Source organism: Paeniglutamicibacter psychrophenolicus, assembly GCF_030812255.1.
Lineage (GTDB): Bacteria > Actinomycetota > Actinomycetes > Actinomycetales > Micrococcaceae > Paeniglutamicibacter > Paeniglutamicibacter psychrophenolicus_A.
Map to the genome: position 1 here is coordinate 1 of NZ_JAUSSH010000013.1, position 16590 is coordinate 16590.

Annotated in this window: 9 protein-coding genes and 1 pseudogene; 3 read left to right on the forward strand and 7 right to left on the reverse strand. The window is 68.2% G+C overall.

The annotated features are described in order from the left end of the window. Positions 1–452: 452 nt before the first annotated feature. Positions 453–1910 (reverse strand): annotated as a pseudogene (locus J2T21_RS15670) (carotenoid oxygenase family protein). 92 nt (positions 1911–2002) lie between these two features. Here J2T21_RS15670 and J2T21_RS15675 point away from each other — a divergent pair. After that, positions 2003–2629 carry a TetR/AcrR family transcriptional regulator gene (locus tag J2T21_RS15675; RefSeq protein ID WP_307582541.1) on the forward strand — a complete coding sequence of 209 codons (627 nt, stop codon included), beginning with the start codon at positions 2003–2005 and terminating at the stop codon, positions 2627–2629. A 550-nt stretch (positions 2630–3179) separates the two neighbouring features. Here the strand turns inward: J2T21_RS15675 and J2T21_RS15680 are convergent. From J2T21_RS15680 to J2T21_RS15700, 5 genes are all read right to left on the reverse strand, one after another. Then, a complete protein-coding gene (locus J2T21_RS15680) occupies positions 3180–4655 on the reverse strand; it encodes a sensor histidine kinase (RefSeq protein WP_307582543.1) in 1476 nt (491 codons plus the stop codon). A gap of 5 nt (positions 4656–4660) precedes the next feature. Beyond that, complete coding sequence (locus J2T21_RS15685; RefSeq protein WP_307582545.1) at positions 4661–9475, reverse strand: NAD-glutamate dehydrogenase; 4815 nt, start codon at positions 9473–9475, stop codon at positions 4661–4663. Between the two features lie 105 nt (positions 9476–9580). Continuing rightward, positions 9581–10831: an AAA family ATPase gene (locus J2T21_RS15690; RefSeq protein ID WP_307582547.1), complete on the reverse strand. Its 1251-nt coding sequence runs from the start codon at positions 10829–10831 to the stop codon at positions 9581–9583. Beyond that, positions 10828–11484, reverse strand: a complete 657-nt coding sequence (locus tag J2T21_RS15695; RefSeq protein ID WP_307582549.1) for an SAF domain-containing protein — start codon at positions 11482–11484, stop codon at positions 10828–10830. The genes J2T21_RS15690 and J2T21_RS15695 overlap by 4 nt, the downstream gene beginning before the upstream one ends. A 192-nt stretch (positions 11485–11676) precedes the next feature. Beyond that, positions 11677–12222 (reverse strand): hypothetical protein, encoded by a 546-nt coding sequence (locus J2T21_RS15700; protein WP_307582551.1) that lies wholly within the window; start codon positions 12220–12222, stop codon positions 11677–11679. Between the two features lie 119 nt (positions 12223–12341). Here J2T21_RS15700 and J2T21_RS15705 point away from each other — a divergent pair, with 119 nt between their 5' ends. Next, positions 12342–13124 carry a LysM peptidoglycan-binding domain-containing protein gene (locus tag J2T21_RS15705; protein ID WP_307582553.1) on the forward strand — a complete coding sequence of 261 codons (783 nt, stop codon included), beginning with the start codon at positions 12342–12344 and terminating at the stop codon, positions 13122–13124. A 58-nt stretch (positions 13125–13182) separates the two neighbouring features. Next, positions 13183–13866 carry an Rv3235 family protein gene (locus J2T21_RS15710; RefSeq protein ID WP_307582555.1) on the forward strand — a complete coding sequence of 228 codons (684 nt, stop codon included), beginning with the start codon at positions 13183–13185 and terminating at the stop codon, positions 13864–13866. On the opposite strand, the gene secA is transcribed toward J2T21_RS15710, so the two are convergent. Beyond that, a complete protein-coding gene (gene secA / locus J2T21_RS15715) occupies positions 13863–16589 on the reverse strand; it encodes a preprotein translocase subunit SecA (RefSeq protein ID WP_307582557.1) in 2727 nt (908 codons plus the stop codon). The genes J2T21_RS15710 and secA overlap by 4 nt on opposite strands. Between the last annotated feature and the right edge of the window lies 1 nt (position 16590).

Here is a 16590-nt window from a genome sequence, read left to right on the forward strand (position 1 = left end):
CCCACCAAATACATCCTGCCCCCCACCCCCCCACCCCCGGCAACTTGTGTGTACTGGGGGGGCGGATACTGCCAGTTGGGGGGGGGCCGGGCCCCCCGCCCCCCCCCCCCCCACCCCCATTTTGGCGTTGTGGCCTGGCCTTCGCCAGCTGCCTGCCCGACAAGGCACTACCAGGGAGCCCCACTGTACAGATCTGGAACGACAGGAGCGTATCGGTATCACGAAGGCCGCAATTTGACCTGGCAGGTGGCCGGCCGCCCCGGGCGACGAGCCGGCCTCGACTCTCACGCTTAGGATTCCCGAGGCCATGACGTGGGATTTCGATTCCCATCCCATTGAACCTTTGCAATGTCCGAGCTCACGCAGCATGCCGAAACCACCACGTGATGGCCCTTGACCCTCAACTTTCCATCAGCAAGGCCCCTCACCTGAGCGGGCGTGCGGGGTCTGCATCATTGACCGGCATGGGTGCGCGTCCAGTTGCCGTGGAACCCGGCTGGCACTCGACCCGGCAGGTGCACCCGGGCGACGTCCTCGAGGGTCTGGGCGTCGAGCAGCACCAGGTCGCTCCGGTCGCTGGCCCGATCCAGGACATAACCCATCAGCACGCCCTCGTCCTCCGCGGCGGCGTCGGAGGCCGGAACGAAGCAGAATTCACCTGCTTCCTGGCCCGCACCGAGTCGGCGGACCACGCAGGTACCGGTGGTGAGGTCGTGCTTGATCACTCCGTCGCCTCCGCGGGTGTGTTCGAAGCCGACCGCGTAACCGTAGCGGTGACGGGACCCGGTCAGTCGCTGGTCGATCCGCGGGAACTCCTGCGGCTGCTGGTCCATCTGCTCCTCGCGCACCCTGTCGGCCAGCAAGTCGACAGTGAACCGGGTCAGTATCGAGGGTCCCTCGTTCGGACCGTTGAGGTCGGTGGCGAACATCCGCCCGTAGCGGATGACGTCGACGATCACGCTCTGCGGGGCTTCCGGGGGTCCGACCTCATAGGCGTTGAGGGTGTGGAAGACAAAGCATGGATCGATCTCGAACCAGCGCACGTCATCGCTGCCGCCCTCACGCGGCAACAGCCCGATTCGGGCCTGGTATTCCGGATCCCAGGAGTAGGGCAGCACGCTCGGCGCCTGGTCGCCACGAGTGGCCGATCACCGTGCAATCCCGTCGATCACCGTGTCGGGCAGCGGGTTCTTCCCGATCATCCGACTCATCATGAATCGCGCCGGCGGTCGGATCAGTCGCGGCATGGTGCGGGAGGCTATCTTCGTGTCGAAGACGACCGGCAGGTCGTAGAGCACCACATAGTGCTCGGTCAGCGCGAAGTCATGCATCATTGGGCTGCCACCGACCCGGATATCGACCGATCGTCTGATCCGGCCCTCGGTGCCGAGCACCGAGTAGTTGACCAGGTTGCCACGGAGCCAGTTGTAGGACACCGCATGCAGTTCCCCGGTCGAGGGATCCTCGTGCGGGTGTGCCGTGTAGCCTCCACGCTGCATCGGGCCTCCAAGGGTTCCGCCGAAATCGCACGGCCCCACGGTGTCCAGCTCCGCGGTGAGCTCATAGGGCGGGGCCCCGGCCTCTACCAGGGCCAGCGTGCGTCCGGCATGCTCAAGCACATTGGTGTTCGCCGCAAAGTCACCGGGCTTGCCGCTGCCGGGGGTCCGGGGTTCCCCGAGGGCGTCGGTGACGTGGGCGGAGCGGACGTAGCGGTTGCGGTACCACTTCGCCTGGCCGTCGGCGATGCGGACGCCGTGGACCATCCCGTCGCCGAGGAACCAGTGGTAGCTGTCGTCGGGATCGAGGACCGGGTTTGGTCCGATCCGCAGGTATCGGCCGTCCAGATAGGCCGGGATTTCTCCGGTCACCGGCAGGTCGGTCGCGCTGCGCTCCTCGCGCATGGGGGCCATGCTGCCCTCGAGGTAGCGGTTCGTCACGGCAACATCCTCCAATAAGAGTGTTATTAGTACCGGAATAACACTGTTATGCAATAATGTCAAGCATGAACGCTCTGCCTGATCCTTCTCCGCCCGTTTCCGGGTTGGTCCCCGAAGTCCGCCGGAAGCTATTGGAAGCTGCCGCCAGGCTGCTCAGCGAGGAAGGTCCCTCCGCCCTCTCCGCCCGGCGGTTGGCCAGAGAGGCATCCACCTCCACGATGGCGGTCTATACCCAATTCGGCGGGATGCCGGCCTTGGTCCGAGAGGTGGTGGCCGAGGGCTTCGCACGGCTTCGGGAGCGTCTGGCCACCGTCGAGCACACCGACGATGCACTTGCCGACCTCGTCCAGTTGTGTCGGGCGTATCGGGAGAACGCACTGGAGCACCCGAACCTCTACACCGTGATGTTCGGCGGGACCTCGTTGGGCGGCTATCGGCTGTCCCGCGCGGACATGGACGTCGGCACAGACACCTTCACTGCCCTCGCCGACGCGCTCGACCGGGTGATGGGGGCCGGACTCATCCGGCGCGAGAATTCCCGGCACGTCGCCGGCCAGTGTTGGAGCGCCCTGCACGGATACATCATGCTCGAGATCGCCGGTATCTACAGGGCCGAGGACGGGACCACCGAATTGGTGTTGGATCCCTTGCTGTCCCGGCTGCTGGCTGTACCGATCACGATGGGCCCATGAGTCCCGCCCCGGCAACAGGGTCCGCGTTGAGCACTGCGCACTGACCGCTGGATTTCAAGCTCAATGGACCGAGTTCGACGGGGTGGCGCCCCGCGAAAATTTCGTGGGACGATCCTGCACGCTCCCGCCCGCAAACCGATCCTCAAGTGCACGCTCCCCGCGCGCGACGTTTGACGTCACCCCGTTGCCCAGCCCCTCCACCGGGGCTCCGTGGGGAACCCGCCGGGGGTTGCCGTCCTCTGCGGTCGCGGCATGGTTCAAACACCCGCCGATCCATGATGCGTCGAAGGTGTCACCGGGACCGAAAAGCACCATGGATATCGCAGGAGAAAACCACGTTCGATCATGAATGGATCGAGGGCTACCGCGAACTACGGCAGCTCGGCAAGGAAATGCGTGAGGCCGCCACGCGTGCCTTCCTCCGCGAAAAGTTGAGTGAGGGCCCAGTCCGGGCTCTTGAAGGTGCCTGCCGGAAGTATCGCCGAACAAGTCATCCTTGGCCCGATTTCCCGGCCACGCAAGTTCGCTCCTCAAACGAGTACCGATCGATCTAGCGCCGGGCGGCGACCGGCAACTCGATCACGACCCGGGTCCCGGGTCCCGAGCGGTCCTCCCAGTGGATGTTCCCGCTCAGTTCGCTGGTGACCAGGGTGCGCACGATCTGCAGCCCCAGGCCCTCGGTGCGCGGGCCCGCGGGCAGCCCCACCCCGTCGTCGGAGATGGCCACGCGCAGGATGTCCTCCCCCACGGCGTTGCGCTTGCGTTCGGCGGCCAGCTGGACGGTGCCGTCGCGCTCGGCCAGCCCGTGCTCCACGGCGTTGGTGACCAGCTCGTTGATGACCAGCGAGAGCGGTGTTGCCAGCTCCGCCGGCAGGTGCCCAAAGGCCCCGGACTTCTCGGTCATCACCTTTTGCCCCGGCGAGGCGATTTCCACGATCATCCGGAACTGCCGGTCGATGAGCTCGTCGAAGTCCACGTTCTCGCTCAGCCCCTGCGAGAGCGTCTCGTGCACCGCCGCGATCGTGGCGACCCGGCGCATGGCCTGGTCCAGGCCCGCCCGGCCCTCCTCGGACTTCATCCGGCGCGACTGCATGCGCAACAGCGCCGCAACGGTCTGCAGGTTGTTCTTCACCCGGTGGTGGATCTCGCGGATGGTCGCGTCCTTGGACACCAGTTCCTTTTCGCGGCGCCGCAGCTCGCTCACGTCGCGGCACAGCACCAGGGCGCCGTAGCGTCCCTTGGCGTTGCGTAGCGGGATCGCGCGCAGCGACAGCGTCACGCCCATCGACTCGATCTCGGTGCGCCAGGGCATCTTGCCGGAGACCACCAGCGGCAGCGCCTCGTCGGTCAGCCGGCGGTCCTTGACCAGGGACATCGTCGCCTCGGAGAGCGAGACGCCCTCCAGGGTCGCAGCGGCCCCCAGCCGGCGGTAGGCCGAGACCGCGTTGGGGCTGGCGTACTGGACCACCGCATCGGCATCCAGCCGGATGAACCCGTCGCCCACGCGCGGGGCGCCGCGCCGGGAACCGGTGGGCGTGGCGAAGTCCGGCCACAGACCGCGGGTGCACATGCGCAGCAGGTCCTCGGCGCATTGCCGGTAGGTCAGCTCCAGCCGCGAGGGCAGGCGCGAGCCGGAAAGGTCGAAGTGCACCGAGAGCACCGCCAGGGTGCGCCCGTTGCGGACCAGCGGCACGGCCTCGATGAGCATCGAGTGCTCACCGGGCCGCACCGTGCCCGCGTCCGAGCGCACGATGTCCTGGGTCTGCCAGGCCTGCTCGACCAGCGGCTTGAGGTCCTTGCGGATCCGCTCCCCGACGAAGTCCGTGTGGAACACGGTGTGCGAGGTGGAGGGACGCACATGGGCCAGGGCCTTGTACGTCCCCTCCGGGACCGGGAACCACAACACCAGGTCGGCGAACGCCAGGTCGGCGATCAGTTGCCAGTCCCCCACCAACAGGTGGATCCAATCCTCATCCCCCGGACCAAAGTCGGCGCCCTGGCGTAGCTGGTCCGTGAAGATGGCCATGGATATTACCTCCGAACGATGGAACGCAACAGCCGCAGCGCGACCGACAGGGACGCCATGTCATCGCGTTCCAGCCGGTTCACTTCCGCGAACATGTTCTGTGCACGATCAAGGTTAGCCGCGTTCGCCTCCAACCACACAGCCACGCGCACGGCCGGGTCTCCTTGACCCGGATCCGTGACGGCAACGACGTCGCGGGTGAAGTCGATGATGGTCGAGTACAGGTCGTCGCGCAGCGCGGCGCGGGCCAGTGCCTTCCACCTGTCGTCGCGCGGCAGCGAGGTGATCCGCTCCAGCAGCGAGTCGACGCCGAAGCGGTCGTAGAGTACGTAGTAGACCTTGGCCAGCTCGGTCGCATCGGCCCCGGTGCGGGCCGCGGCCGTGGCGATGTCCAGCAGCGCGAAGGACTCGAACTGGACGGCCCAGCGGGTCGCCAGGGCCGCGTCCAGGCCCCAGCCCTTGCCCTCCGTCGCCCAGGTCGCGGCGCGTTCGGCGTCGACCCCGCGCAGCAGCGATCCGACCTCCGGGCGCAGCGCCCGCACGGTCGGGGCCAGTGCGGCCACGGCGTCGTCCACGTCCTGTTCGCGGTCCACGTGGTGGACGTACCAGCGCGTGGCGCGGTCCAGCAGCCGGCGCATGTCCAGGTGCAGGCGGCACCAGTGCGTCGAGTCGAAAGAGGCCGGCAGCGCGTTGATCGCGTCGATCTCGGCGTCCAGCGAGTAGATCTCCCGCAGCGCCACGAACGCCTTGGCGACCTGCGCCTCGTCGGCCCCGGTCTCCTCCATCACGCGGAACGCGTAGGTGGTGCCGCCGATGTTGACCATGTCGTTGGCCACCACGGTGGCGATGATCTCGCGGCGCAGCGGGTGGGAGTCGAGGTCCGCCCCGAACTGCTCGGCCAGCTGCACCGGGAAGTAGTTGCGCAGCGTTGCGGCGAAGTGCGGGTCGTCGGGCAGGTCGGAGGCGGCCAGCGCGCCGGCCAGCTGGATCTTCGCGTAGGCCACGAGCACCGCCAGTTCCGGGGCGGTCAGCGTTGCCCCGGCCGCCAGGCGGGCCTCGAGGACCTCGGTGGAGGGCAGGAACTCCAGCGTCCGGTCAAGGTCCGCATGCTCCTCGAGCCAGTCCATGAGGCGTTCGAACGCCGGGGACCAGCTGCTGAGCTCCTGCTTGTCGTTGAGCAGCAGCACGTTCTGGTCGAAGTTCGTCTTCAGCACCAGGCGTGCGACCTCGTCGGTCATCGAGTGCAGGAATTCGGCCCGCTTGGAGGCCTCCAGCTTCCCGGCCACGACCATGCGGTCCACGAAGATCTTGATGTTGACCTCGTGGTCCGAGCAGTCCACGCCGGCGGAGTTGTCGATGGCGTCGGTGTTCAGGATGACCCCGTGCAGCGCCGCCTCGATGCGGCCGCGCTGGGTCATGCCCAGGTTGCCGCCCTCGCCGATGACGCGGGCGCGGATCTGCTCGCCGTTGACGCGGATCGCGTCGTTGGCGCGGTCCCCGACCTCGGCGTGCGACTCGTCGGAGGCCTTGACGTAGGTGCCGATGCCGCCGTTGTACAGCAGGTCGACCGGTGCGCCCAGGATGGCCTTGAGCAGTTCGTTCGGGGCCATGGAGCTGACCGTGGCGCCCAGGCCCAGGGCCTCGCGCACCTCGGGGGAAATCGGGATGGACTTCAGCGCGCGGGAATGCACCCCGCCGCCGGCGGAAATCAGGTCCCTGTTGTAGTCGGCCCAGGAGGAACGCGGCAGCTCGAACAGGCGCGCGCGCTCGTCGAACGCGGCCCCCGGCTCCGGGTTCGGGTCCAGGAAGATGTCGCGGTGGTCGAAGGCGGCCAGCAGCTTGACGGTGCGGGTGCGCAGCATGCCGTTGCCGAACACGTCCCCGGACATGTCGCCCACGCCCACGGCGGTGAACTCCTGGGTCTGGGTGTCAACGCCGAACTCGAAGAAGTGGCGCTTGACCGACTCCCAGGCACCGCGGGCGGTGATGCCCATGGCCTTGTGGTCGTAGCCCACCGACCCGCCCGAGGCGAAGGCGTCGCCCAGCCAGTGGCCGCGCTCCTCGGAGATGGCGTTGGCGGTGTCGGAGAACGAGGCGGTGCCCTTGTCGGCGGCGACCACCAGGTAGGTGTCGTCCCCGTCCAGGCGCACCACGTTGGCCGGCGGCACGACCTTCTCGCCCTCCTCGTCGACCACCAGGTTGTCGGTGATCTCCAGCAGCGAGCGGATGAAGATGCGGTAGGAGGCCTTGCCCTCCTCCATCCAGCCGGCGCGGTCCACGGCCGGGTTGGGAAGCTGCTTGGCGTAGAAGCCGCCCTTGGCGCCGGTGGGCACGATCACGGCGTTCTTGACCATCTGCGCCTTGACCAGGCCCAGGACCTCCGTGCGGAAGTCCTCGCGGCGGTCGGACCAGCGCAGCCCGCCGCGGGCGACCTCGCCGAAGCGCAGGTGCACGCCCTCGATGCGCGGGGAGCAGACCCAGATCTCGTACTTGGGGCGGGGGAAGGGCGCATCGGTGATCTTGCCGGGCAGCAGCTTGAAGGCCAGTGCCGCCGGATCGATGTAGTAGTTGGTGCGCAGCGTGGCCTCGATGAGGTTCACGAAGCGGCGCAGCAGCTTGTCGGCATCGAGCGTCGGGACCCTGTCCAGGGCCTCGTTGAGCACCTCGTGGGCGGCCGCGATGGCGGCGGCGGATGCCTCGGGCGTCAGGGCCGGGTCGAAGGTGCCCTCGAAGAGCGCGATGATCCCGTGGGTGACCTCCGGGTTGGCGACCAGGGTGTCGGAGATGAACGTGTAGGAGGTGGAGACACCCAGCTGGTGCAGGTAGCGGGAGTAGGCGCGCAACAGCCCGACCTGCTTCCAGGAGATCGACTCCAGCAGCACCAGGCGGTTCATGTGGTCGGATTCGGCCGCGCCGGTGACCACCGCGGAGTAGGCGTCGGCCAGCAGGGCCTCGGCGTCGATCGGGTTGATCCCCTCGGGGAACTTCAGGCCCAGGTCGTAGAGGTAGCGCGGCTCGGCGCGCGAGGGGGTCACGGCGAAGGGCCGTTCCTCGATGACTTCCAGGCCGAGGTTCTGCAGCACCGGCAGGATCCTGGACAGCGAGAGCGGCGCGGTGAGGTAGAGCTTCATCCGGGCGTTGACCTCGGAGTCCTCGTCCTCTTCGGGGACGTAGAACTTCACCACGGGGCCGATGTGGGTTTCGTCCTCGTACTTGCCGAAGCGCTCGATGTCGGCCAGCGCGTCCTCGACCTCGAACTCGACGCGGTAGGCGGCGGGGAAGGCCTCGGACCAGCCGGCGGCCAGCGCGGCGCCCTTGTCGTTGCCGTAGAGCTCGTTGGCGGCCACGGTGATGCCCTCGGACCAGGAGCGCACGGCGGCGACCAGGCGGGTTTCCAGTCCGGCGCGGTCCACCACGGGGGTCAGCCCGTGGCGCTGCAGCCGGATCCGGTAGAACAGGCGCACCAGCGAGGACTCGGACATGCGGACCTCGAAGTCCATCGACTCGGCGTTGAACGCCTCGGTCAATTCCTTCTCGATGCGCAGGCGCACCCCGGTGGTGTAGCGGTCGCGCGGCAGGTAGACCAGCGCGGACATGAAGCGCCCGTAGACGTCGGGGCGCAGGAAGAGCGAGGTGCGGCGGCGTTCCTGCAGGCGCAGGATCCCCAGCACGGTGTTGGTGAGGTCCTCGACGGAGATCTGGAAGAGCTCGTCGCGCGGGTAGGTCTCCAGGATCGTGACGATGTCCTTGCCGGAGTGCGAATCGGGGGCGAAGCCGGCGAGCTTGAGCACGGCCTCGACCTTCTCGCGCACGACCGGGACGCTGCGCACCGAGGAGGTGTAGACGCTGGAGGCGAACAGGCCGATGAAGCGGCGTTCGCCGTTGACGTTGCCGGCCGCGTCGAAGCGCTTGACGCCCACGTAGTCCAGGTAGACCCCGCGGTGCACGGTTGAGCGGGAGTTGGCTTTGGTGATGACCAGGGCGCGCTTGTCGCGGGCCATGGCCCGGCCGCGCTTGGTCAGGTGCTGGGTGTCGCGCGCCGGGATGGCGTTGCGCATCAGGCCCAGGCCCGATTCGGTCTGGATCCGCAGCACGTCTTCGTTGTTCTCGGTGATCAGGTCGTACTCGCGGTAGCCCAGGAAGGTGAAGTTCCCGTCGTCGAGCCAGTGCAGCAGGTCGATGGCGGCGTCCAGGTCGGGGATCTGCTCGGCGCCGGTGACCGTGGCCAGGGAGTCGGCGATCTCGTGGGCCTTGTTGCGCATCGGCGCCCAGTCCTCCACGGCGGCGCGCACGTCCTTGAGGATGCGTTCGAGGCCGGCGACCAGTTTGGTCAGTGCCTCGTCGCTCGGGTCCCCGCCGAGTTCCACGGAGATCCAGGATTCGATGGCGGTGTCGCGGTTCCCGGCGACCAGCGCGGAGATCTGCGGCAGGGCGGCGGTGTCGCCGCTGGCCAGGTGCTCGTTGGCCGGGACCGTGTCCAGGGCGGTGATGTGTCCGTCCTCGGCGTCGCGGCCGACCACGAAGGTGGGGTGGACCACGACGTTGATGGCGTGGTTCTGCCGCACGATCTCGGCGGTGACCGAGTCGACCAGGAACGGCATGTCATCGGTGACCACGTACACCATGGTCATGGCGGCGTGACGGGTGATGGCCACGCGGGGCGTCTTGGGCTCCCGTATCCAGCCGACGGCCAAGTGGGCTCCCACCCTGGCTTCAAGTTGCTGCGGCGTGTAGGCCGCCGCGTCCTCTGGTGCCAACTGCCCGTAGTAGGTTGCCACCAATTCGGGCGTGAGTGTCTCAGCGATGAAAGTTTCGGACATGCTGGACTCCGACGAGTTCAAAAGAACGCCTCCGTGGATTGAGTGTGCGTCGCGCTCCGTTGCGCGACGCTGATGTTACAACACTATCCCGCCAGGTTACGGACGTCACTTCGACGGGGCCAAACGGCGCAGAAACGGCGCCCTGCCCTTGATCCGTTGCCCGGCGAGGGCGGCGATGGCCACCCGCAGGGCCGCATGCGGGGCGATCTCCGCCAGCGCGCTTCCGGCCAGCAGCGCGGCGTCCACCGCCGCGGGGTCGTGGGGCAGGTAGCCGGCGATCGGCAGCCCGGGACCGAACCGCGCCCAGGTCTCGGCCAGCCCCTGGCGCGGGGAGGCGCCGGCGTTGGCCGCGGAGACCTTGTTGAAGAGCACCGTGACCGGCAGTGCCCCGAGCACCTCGTGCATTTCCTCCAGGCCCCTGATCAGACGCGGGACCCCGATGCTGTCGGCCGCCCCGACGGCATGGATCTCGTCGGCGATGCGCAGCATCGCGGCGGTCACCCCGTTGCGTTGCGGGGCGGCGGTGTCGAAGGAAAGCTCCTCGTCGAGTTCCAGCGGCGCCGCAACATCGATCACGATCGTGTCGCAGACCTCCTGCAGCGCCAGGACCGCGCGGCGCAGCGCGGTGGGGCGCAGTTCCGGCCAGCGGCTGGCCCGCGGCAGCCCGGTGGCCACGCGCATCCGGGCCCCGGCAATCAGCACCGGCGCACAGATCCGCTCGAGCTTCGCCGCGTCGAACCGCCCGGAGTCCACGGTGCGGCAGATCTGCGCGATGCCCGCGGCCTCGTCGAGCAGGCCAAGCTGCACGGCCTGGGAGGCCCCATAGGTGTCGGCATCCAGCAGCACCACTTCCTGATCCCCCAGCGCGCATTCCACGGCGTAGTTCAGCGCCAGCAGGGAGCGGCCCGGGGAACCCACGGGGCCCCAGAAAACCACCACGCGCGCCCGCTTCCGGGCCGGCGTCCCCGGCTCTTCTCCCGCCGCGGCCGGATCGGCGCCGCGCTCCCGGTGCCCCAGCTCGGCCCGGGCCCGGGCGACCAGGGTGCCCAGCTCCGGGGCGGTGCAGCCGGTTCCCGCCACGTAGGCGCCCGCCGCCCCGAGCCGCTTGCCCTGGGCCGCGTCGTCGCAGAGCACCAGCACCGGGACCCCGCGCTCGATCATCGCATCGATGTCGTGGGTTTCGACCTCCACCGGCGGCCCGGCCAGGATCGCCGCGTCGGCCATCCCGGTCTCGCAAAGCGCGATGGCCTCGGACATCTCGGTGCAACTGCGGGCCACCGTGAGCACCCCGCGGTGGCTCTCGAGCCTGTCAACCACCGTGCCGTCGTCCCCGTGCACCACCACCGAGATGTTCATGAGGCACTGGCCCCGGGGTTGAAGACCACGGTGATCCGCGCGTCGTTGGCCATGGCCTCGAGCAGGTCCGCCAGCCCGCTGTCAACCACCAGGATCTCGACCAGCGTTCCGGCCGTTCCGCCGAAGCCGGTGGCCCGTTCGGTGCGGCCGGTGACCTCGGCCGAGGGCAGCAGCAGGGTCGGCGGGGCGTAGGCATTGGCGGTCCGGTCCTTCAGCGAGACCCAGACATCGACATGGGCCCCGGAGGTGATCGCCGCCGGCAGGGCATCGGGCAGGTCGATGGACACCGGGCGGCGGTTGGTTCCGTCGTCCAGCCCCAGGGAGCTGCGCGGGAGCAGCTGTCCGGCGCGGACCAGCGAATTGGCCCGCGTGCCCTCAAGCAGGGAGGGATCCGCAGGCACGTAGCGCTCCTCGAGCGCATCGAGCTTCACGTTCACCACATTGAGCTTCTCCGCGGTGATTTCCTCGCCCAGGGAGATGTCGGCCTTGGCCGAGTACATGGGCGTGGTGCGGTCCAGGGAACTGGTCAGGGCCACGACCCCGACGCAGGAGGCCAACACGATCAGGATGCCCAGCAGCAGCCGCGGGTCCTTCCAGCTGGGCCTTCCCAGCCTGCTGGCCGCTGCCGCCGCCGCTTCGTGGGCCTTGTCCATGTCGAATATCCCCCTCCGCCATGACCCCGCCGATGCGCGGCCAGGGAGTCTTCCGCCTGGCTGCGCAGAAACGCGGGATGCTTCATCGGCGGAGGCGCGAGCCCCGCCGTTGTCCTTGGGGGCCACCATACGCCGTGCCGGCCGTGCGTGAGAAGGGGGCGGGCCCGGCTGTGGACGACGCCGACGGGGGCCTCATTCCTCGCGGCGCACCCTGGCCACGGCGGAAAACGGGATCACGCACCGTCCGTGGACGGCAGGTGCACGGCGGAATTCGTCGCGCTCGTGCAGCGCCACCTCGACAAAATCCTGGCCCACCTGGTCCAGGGTTCCGCTGGCCAGCTGCTGCCCGTCGGTTCCGCCGATGCCCACCCTGGCACGGTCCCGCACCAGCACGCGCAGGGCCTGGGAGAAGCCGACCCGCCGCTCCCCCGGCTCCGGGTTCCGGCCCGGCTCCCGCCCGGACCACCAGGCCAGCGCACGGAAGGGAACGAGTTCCTCGGTGCCGCCGTGGCGCAGCATCAGCCAGTCCTTGCCGAGGGAGGCAAGCTGTCCGCCCAGGCGTTCGGCGCCGAGCAGCTGCACATCGACCCGTGTGTCCAGGTGCCGTGCCAGGCGCTGGACCAGCGTCTGGCGGGCGCGTTCGATCCGGACGAATTCCTGGATTTCGCTGGCCTGGTCGCGGGCGGCCTCGGCCTCGAATTGTGCTTCCAGGTCGGCGAAAAGCGATTCCCATCTCATGGGCCCACCCTAGATGCCCAAAAGTTTCGCGCCTACCCCTAGATTCCTCGTGCACGAAGTGTCATCATGCTGTTACAAACAGATGCAAACAACATCAAATGACATCAAAGAAGGTCAAGATGCGTTCACAAACAGCCCGCGACACCCTGGCACTCGTGGCCGCGGCCGTCCTGTCGCTGGGCATGCTCGGGGCCAGCATCGTGCTGTGGCGCTCCCTGCAGGAGCGCGCCGGCACCGGCACCCGGCTCGATGCGTGGTCCCTGGAACGGCTCACCGGCCTGGCCATCGGATTGCTGGGTGCGGCGTCCGTCGCTTGGCTGTTGTTGTGTCTGGCCCTGGCCCTGGCCGCCCGTCTCCTCGCCGCCTGCGGGCACCGGCGTCGCGGTGCAGCCTTGGCGGCACTCGTCCCCGGATTCGTCGCCCGGGTGGTGCTGGCCGGGTTCGGCGGTTCCATCGTGCTGGCCGGATGCGCCACCGCCACCGCCACCGCCGCGGCCCCGGCGGCCGTTGCCGCGCCGCTGACACCGGCCCAGCACCTCCAGGCCTCGATCGGCGGGCAGCACGAGCGCCAGGCCGGCCCGCGACAGCCGGAGGCCACCGGGCCGAAGGGCACCGAAACCGAACTGCTCAGTCCCGGATTCATCCCGCACCGGGTCCCGCTGCCGCTGGCCCGGCTGGCCGGCGGAACCACCCGCACGCTTGAGGAGGTCGTGGTCCGGCCCGGAGACAGCCTCTGGGCCATTGCCGCTCGCCACCTGCCCTCAAGCGCCGGCCCCGAAGACATCGCCGCGGCCTGGCCGCTGTGGTTCGCCGCGAACCGCCGATTGATCGGCCCCGACCCCGACAGGCTCGAGGTCGGCATGGTGCTCCAGGCTCCGCGGGCCACGTCCCTGAAGTCCTGAACCCGATTGCACACACCGCCCTCCACCGTCGAAGCCATCCGCCCACCAGGAGTCCACCATGTCCATCACCGCCCTCGATCCGGCCCCTTCCGACACCGCACCGACGCTCGTCCAGGCAAACCTCTTCACCGCACCGGACCCCGCAGCGGTGGATCCGACCCCCATACGGCGGTTTCCGGAGGCCTTCGGCCCCGGTCCGGACCGGCGCGGGAAGCGCTGCCCGGGCCAGAAACCGGGCACCGAGACACCGGCGCGCAGCCTCCCGGAGCAGGTTCGGCTCGACGAGGATTTCCGCGCGGACAACGAACACGATTTCGCTGACGGGCTGCGTCCCAAGCCGCCCACGGCCGCCGCCCGGGCGGTTGCCGAGAAGCTCTTCCCGCCCATGGACGGGCTGCTGGCCCCGGCCGAATCCGTGGCAGCGGTCGTGCACGCGGCCGCACCGGCGGTGCTGGAGGTACTGGCCGGAGCACGCCCCGCACGCCAGCTGCTGCGCGCCCTGAGCCCGGAGTGCATGCTGAAGCTCGACCACCACATGCGACTCGGCGCGATCCAGCGACCCGACCCCACCTCCCGCTGCTATTCCAACCCGCGGGTGCTGCGGATGCGCATCACCCAGGTCCTGCCCCTGGTCTTCGAGGCGGCGGTGATCATCCGGGACATGCAAAACGTCCGTGCCGCCGCTCTAAGGATCGAACGGTGGCACGGACGTTGGCAGGTTACTGCACTGGAGATCGGCTAGCGGCGCTTGCCCTTTTTCTTTTTGTTGTTGCCGCCGGCAGCCTTCGGGGCCGCCGCACCGGGGGTGCGCTCGATGTGGGTCGATGCCTCGCCGCTTTCCTCGGGTGCCGTGTAGCGCAGCGTGGCCGGGCGGGCCGGGGCCTCGAGGCCCGGGGTGTTCAGCACCGGCTCAGTGGTCACCGATCGGCCGTCGACGACGCCCGGCAGGGACATTTCCGGGGCCGGACGGGTCTCCACCTCGATGTTGAAGAGCATGCCGATGCTTTCCTCGCGGATGGATTCCATCATGGTCTGGAACATCAGGAAGCCCTCGCGCTGGTACTCGACCAACGGGTCTCGCTGGGCCATGGCGCGCAGGCCGATGCCCTCCTTGAGGTAGTCCATTTCGTAGAGGTGTTCCTGCCACTTGCGGCCGATCACCGAGAGCACCACGCGGCGTTCGAGCTCGCGCATGTTTTCCTCGCCGACCGCTTCCTCGCGTGCGGCGTACTGCAGCCGCGCGTCGGAGAGGATTTCGCGCTCCAGGAGTTCAGGGGTGATCGCGTCGCGGTGGCCGGCTTCCTCCGCAACCTCGTCGAGGGTGATGGAGATCGGGTAGAGCTGCTTGAGGTTTCCCCAGAGCCGCTTCAGGTCCCAGTCCTCGGCGTGTCCCTCGCCGGTGGCCTCGGTGACCATGGCCTTGACCACGTCCTCGAGGAAGTGCCCGACCTTTTCTTCCAGGTCCCCGCCCTCGAGGATGCGCCGGCGGTCGCCGTAGATGGCCTCGCGCTGGCGGTTCATCACGTCGTCGTATTTCAACACGTTCTTGCGTTGCTCGGCGTTGGTGCCCTCGACCTGAGCCTGCGCGGTTTCGATGGCCTTGGAAACGATCTTCGATTCCAGGGCCACGTCGTCGGGCATCGAGGGGTTGTTCATGATCCGCTGGGCGGCGCCGGCGTTGAAGCGGCGCATCAGCTCATCGGTCATCGAGAGGTAGAAGCGGGACTCGCCCGGGTCCCCCTGGCGTCCGGAACGGCCGCGCAGCTGGTTGTCGATGCGGCGTGACTCGTGGCGTTCGGTGCCCAGCACGTAGAGTCCCCCGGCGTCGGAGACTTCCTTCGCCTCGAGCGCGACCTGCTTCTTGGCGGTCTCGAAGACGGAATCCCAAACTCGCTCGTATTCCTCGGAGTTCGTTTCCGGGTCAAGCCCGCGGCGTTCCATCTCGGCGACGGCCAGGAATTCGGCGTTGCCGCCGAGCATGATGTCGGTGCCGCGGCCGGCCATGTTGGTGGCGACCGTGACGGAACCCTTCTTGCCGGCCTGGGCGACGATGGCTGCCTCGCGTGCGTGCTGCTTGGCATTGAGCACCTCGTGGCGGATGCCCTGCTTGGCCAGCAGGCGGGCCAGGTATTCACTCTTTTCCACGCTGGTGGTGCCCACGAGCACCGGCTGGCCGGTGGCGTGGCGTTCGGCGATGTCCTGGACCACGGCGTCGAACTTGGCGATCTCGTTCTTGTAGATCAAGTCCGCCTGGTCCTTGCGCAGCAGCGGCTTGTTGGTGGGGATCTCCACCACGCCGAGCTTGTAGGTGCCCATGAATTCTCCGGCCTCGGTCTGCGCCGTACCGGTCATGCCCGCAAGCTTCTTGTAGAGGCGGAAGTAGTTCTGCAGGGTCACGGTGGCCATGGTCTGGTTCTCGGCCTTGATCTCCACCCCTTCCTTCGCCTCGATGGCCTGGTGCATGCCCTCGGAGTAGCGGCGCCCGGCCAGCGAACGGCCGGTGTGCTCATCGACGATCATGACCTCGCCGTTGATCACGACGTAGTCCTTGTCGTTCTTGAACAGTTCCTTGGCCTTGATGGCGTTGTTCAGGAACCCGATCAGCGGGGTGTTGGACGCCTCGTAGAGGTTGTGGATACCCAGGTAGTCCTCGACCTTTTCGATGCCGGGCTCCAGCACGCCGATGGTGCGCTTCTTCTCGTCGACCTCGTAGTCGGTGTCGAGGCTCAGGCGGGTGACCAGCTTGGCGAATTCGGTGTACCAGCGGTTGACGTCGCCGGAGGCCTGCCCGGAAATGATCAGCGGGGTGCGGGCCTCGTCGATGAGGATCGAGTCGACCTCGTCGACGATCGCGAAGTTGTGGACGCGCTGGACGAGCTCGTCGGAGCTCCAAGCCATGTTGTCGCGCAGGTAGTCGAACCCGAACTCGTTGTTCGTGCCGTAGGTGATGTCCGCCTCGTATTGCCTGCGGCGTTCGGCAGGGTCCTGGTTGGACAGGATGCAGCCGTTGGTCAGGCCCAGGAAACGGTAGACGCGGCCCATCAGGTCGGACTGGTACTCGGCAAGGAAGTCGTTGACGGTGACCACGTGGACGCCCTTGCCCGTCAGGGCGTTGAGATAGGCCGGCGCGGTGGCGACCAGGGTCTTGCCTTCGCCGGTCTTCATCTCGGCGATGTTGCCCAGGTGCAGGGCGGCGCCGCCCATGAGCTGGACATCGAAGTGGCGCATGCCCAGGGTGCGGTCAGCGGCTTCGCGGACGGCGGCGAAGGCCTCGGGCAGCAGGAGGTCCAGGGACTCGCCATCGGCAATGCGCGCCTTGAACTTGTCTGTTTCACCACGCAGTTCCGCATCGGACAGGGCACGGAATTCGCCATCAAGCACGTTGATGGCGTCGGCGTATCCGCGCAACTTCTTCAGCGTCTTCTTGTCGCCGGTACGCAGGATACGTTCAAGCAGTGATGCCACG